Annotated in this window: 2 protein-coding genes; both read left to right on the top strand. The window is 44.5% G+C overall.

The features are described 5' to 3' along the window. Positions 1-1,690, top strand: a 1,690-nt coding sequence (locus IE056_RS18175) for a DUF4082 domain-containing protein (RefSeq protein ID WP_189606414.1), incomplete at its 5' end; no start/stop codon positions are given. An 86-nt stretch (positions 1,691-1,776) separates the two neighbouring features. Further along, positions 1,777-4,119: Ig-like domain-containing protein (locus IE056_RS18170; RefSeq protein ID WP_189606413.1), on the top strand; the 2,343-nt coding region annotated here is incomplete at its 3' end.

Genomic DNA, 4,119 nt, shown 5'->3' with positions numbered 1-4,119 from the left:
TGAAACAGCCTCAGGCTGGCAGGAGGTATCATTTGCTTCTCCTGTGCCTGTGACGGCCAACACTACTTATGTGATTTCATATCACAGTAGTAATGGCTTTTATTCCCTTAATAGTCCCTTCTTTAACACAAGATCAGTGGTGGATGAACCACTTACAGGTCTACAAAGCGGTACAGATGGACCCAATGGGGTGTACACCTATTCCAATACACCTACTTTTCCAAACCTGACTTACCAGAGTAGTAATTATTGGGTAGACGTAGTCTTTAACACAACAGACCAGAATGCCCTTCCCAGTGTTTCCTTAATTTCACCTGAAGACAACAGAACTTTTACTACTCCGGCAGTAGTTACGCTCGAGGCTGTCGCCTCCGATCCCGACGGTACAATTACAAAAGTGGAATTCTTTTGGGATAATGTAAAAATAGGAGAAGACACATCCCCTCCTTACAGCCTTATCTGGAACCCTGCTTCCACAGGTAATTATGCCTTAACTGCTGAAGCAACAGACAACCTCGGCGCAAAACGCCTTTCTTCTACAGTTAACATATTTGTGACGGAACCTGTAGGGAATATTCCACCGACGGTGAATGCAGGGGAAGATCAAATATTGGTTCTTCCGGAGAATAGCATTACCCTACTTGCCAGTGCTACAGATCCAGATGGTTCTATAGAGTCTTACCTTTGGGAGCAGATAAACGGACCTGCTACGGAAATGCAAAATGCCGTCTCCATGAGTCTTGAGCTATTGGGGCTGGAGCAGGGAGTGTATGTATTCAAGGTCACCGTTACTGATAACGAAGGAGGAACTGCAAGTGACGATATCAGCATAACCGTACGTGCATTAGACCAGGAGTTTACCTGTCCCTGTACTGTTTTTGACGATTCTGAAACACCGACGGGAAGCCTTCAAAATGACGGGATTGGGGGATTACAATTGGGAATGAAATTCCAGTCTCAGGTGGACGGCTATATAACCGGAGCGAGATTCTACAAACAAATTGGAAACACTGGGTTGCATACGGGGCAATTATATGATCGAAACGGGAATTTGTTGGCTGAAGCAGTTTTTCAGAACGAAATATCTTCAGGATGGCAGCAGGTCATCTTCGCTTTTCCTATAGCTATAACGGCAAATACTACATATATCATTTCCTACCATACCAGTGCCGGATTTTACTCCCTAAACGAATCCTTTTATTCCGATGCAGTGTTGAACAAGCCTTTACAGGCACTGATGGATGGAAGTGACGGGGGCAATGGCGTATACCGGTACACATCAACTCCGTCATTCCCCGAATTCTCCTATAACATGAGTAATTACTGGGTAGATGCCATTTTTGAAACTACTGCATTCGCTACAGCCTTTAAAAATACTATGGACGCCACCAGCTATTCCAAGGCGACCATTTCGGAGTCTGGGCTCAGTGACAGAATTGAGGTTATCCCTAATCCATCTTCGGATTATGCTACCCTGGTATACCAGCTTCAGCAAGGAGGATTTTATTCAATGAGCCTTTACGATGCCAGAGGCTCCCAGGTAAGAATCCTCGAAGAGGAAGCCTTTGCGAAGGCGGGGGAGGAATATTCTCTGGAAATAGATGTGACTTCACTGCCACAGGGAGTGTATTTTTTACGTCTTGCACATCAGAATGAAATAAAAGTCGTACAACTCGTCATAAATAAGTAACCTGCAGGAATAACGTCCTATTTTCTTTATTAATTCCAAGGAAAACCAGGCGGTTAAGGAGACCTCATTACCACTTAATATTTGATATGAAAGTAAAGAATACTACTCCTAGAGAGCTTTGCCTTAAAAGGATCCTATTAGTTATTTTAATGTTCTTTGCCGCCCAGGAGGGGGAGTCGTTTGGAACAGGTAGAATCGAGGAAACAATGGTGGAAGTTAAGGCACCGGAAAGAGGAATATCGGAAAGAGAATTTTGTACGGAGGAGGAAACCGACAGGAGTGCAGTTTTAGTAATTACAAGTGCTAATAACGGCTTTAGCAGCTATCTTACAGAAATTTTGAAGGCTGAGGGATTGAATGATTTTGATGTTTTCGAAATTTCATCAGTATCAAAGGAGCTCCTGGGGGGCTACGATATGATTCTTCTTGGGGAAATTTCCTTAACCAGTGCCCAGGTTGATTTGGTATCCCAACGTGTACAGGAGGGAGCTACTCTAATCTGCTTTAGACCGGATATCAAACTTGCTTCTCTTTTGGGGCTAACTCCTACAGGAAGTACATTATCCGATCAATACTTGCTTATAAATCCTGCTGGGCCAGGAGAGGGTTTGGTCAAGGAGACTATTCAATATCATAGTACTGCAGATCTTTATGAGCTGAACGGTGCCGTGAGTCTTGCCGGACTCTATTCTGATGCACATACTGCAACTATTTATCCTGCAGTTTCCAGCAATGATGTGGGTGTCAACGGAGGAAAGGCTATTGCCTTCACTTATGATCTCGCACGCTCCGTAGTGTATACCCGTCAGGGGAATCCTGACTGGGTGGGTCAGGAGAGAGATAATCAACCTGGACCAATAAGATCGAATGATATGTTTTACCCCGACTGGGTGGATCTCGATAAAGTTGCCATTCCTCAGGCGGATGAACAGCAGCGATTGTTGGCCAATATTATTACCTGGAACAGCCGGCACCCCATTTTGAGGTTTTGGTACATGCCTCGAGGACTCAAGGCTGCAGTGGTTATGACGGGAGATGACCACGCAAGGGGAGGGACCATCGCACGATTTAATCGTTATCTTGAGTTAAGTTCCGACAATAGCCCTGAGGCTGTGGCTGACTGGAGAGCTGTACGTGGCAGTTCTTACATTTTTCCAAATACGCCGATCTCTGATATTCAGGCCAGTATTTTTGAAGCTCAGGGATTTGAGATTGCGCTTCATCTCAATACACAGTGTGAAAGCTATGACGAATTATCCATTGAAAATGATTTAACCACACAACTGGAAGAAATGGCGATAAATTTCCCTGGCTTGAGTGCTTCCATTACCAACCGTACCCACTGTATTGCGTTCAGTGACTGGGCTACTCAGCCTAAATTGGAAAGTTCAAATGGAATTCGACTGGATGCCAATTACTATTACTGGCCGGGAAGTTGGGTCAACGACAGACCGGGAATGTTTACTGGCTCCGGTATACCTATGAAGTTTGCGGATGTGGACGGAACTACTCTTGATATCTATCAACTCAATACTCAAATGACAGATGAATCTGGACAAAGTTTTCCTTTCACCATAAATCAGTTGCTGGATAAAGCGCTGGGCCAGGAAGGGTACTATGGAATGTTTTGTGCCAATATGCATACAGATGATGATTATTCAGACGGTTCAGAAAAGATCATAGCTTCCGCGATGAGCCGAGGGGTTCCTGTAATATCTGCAAAGCAGGTACTTACCTGGATGGATGGCAGAAATGCATCATCTTATGAGGTGAATCAATGGGATGGTCAGGTACTAGATTTTTCCCTCCAGGTTTCCGGGGAGGCTCATAAACTTGAGACGATGTTACCAGCAACATTTAATGATCAGAGGCTGGTTGGCTTGACCACAGAAGGAGTCGCGGTAAACTACAGAACCGAAAAGATTAAAGGGGTGGAGTATATTTTCTTTTCTGCAACAACAGGAAATTTTATTGCTACCTACGGAAGGAATGAAGTGCCGGTAATATCCATGACCTCGCCAGTCGAACCTGCAGCATTTAATACTGCTGAATCCATAGTTATTGAAGCTAATGCCACAGATCCTGATGGTAGCATTAGCAAAGTTGAGTTTTTTCAGGGTTATCATAAATTAGGTGAAGTTACGGAGGCTCCTTTTAGCTTTACCTGGGAAAACATTCCCACAGGAACTTTTTCCCTTACAGCTAAAGCTACAGATGACCTGGGCGCTGTGGCTATTTCCGCTCCAGTAGTAATTGAGGCTTCTCAGGTATGCCCTTGTAATGTTTTTAGTTCCGAAGAGCGACCCTCAGGAATCCTGTGGAGCGGTTCCCCCTTACAAGTGGGAATGAAATTCCGCAGTTCAGAAAACGGGTTTATTACTGGAGTGCGTTTTTACAAGCAGTCGGGAAATACAGGCGTCCATACTGGG

The organism is Salinimicrobium marinum, assembly GCF_014651535.1.
GTDB lineage: Bacteria > Bacteroidota > Bacteroidia > Flavobacteriales > Flavobacteriaceae > Salinimicrobium > Salinimicrobium marinum.
This window is presented reverse-complemented; position numbering and strand designations above follow the sequence as displayed.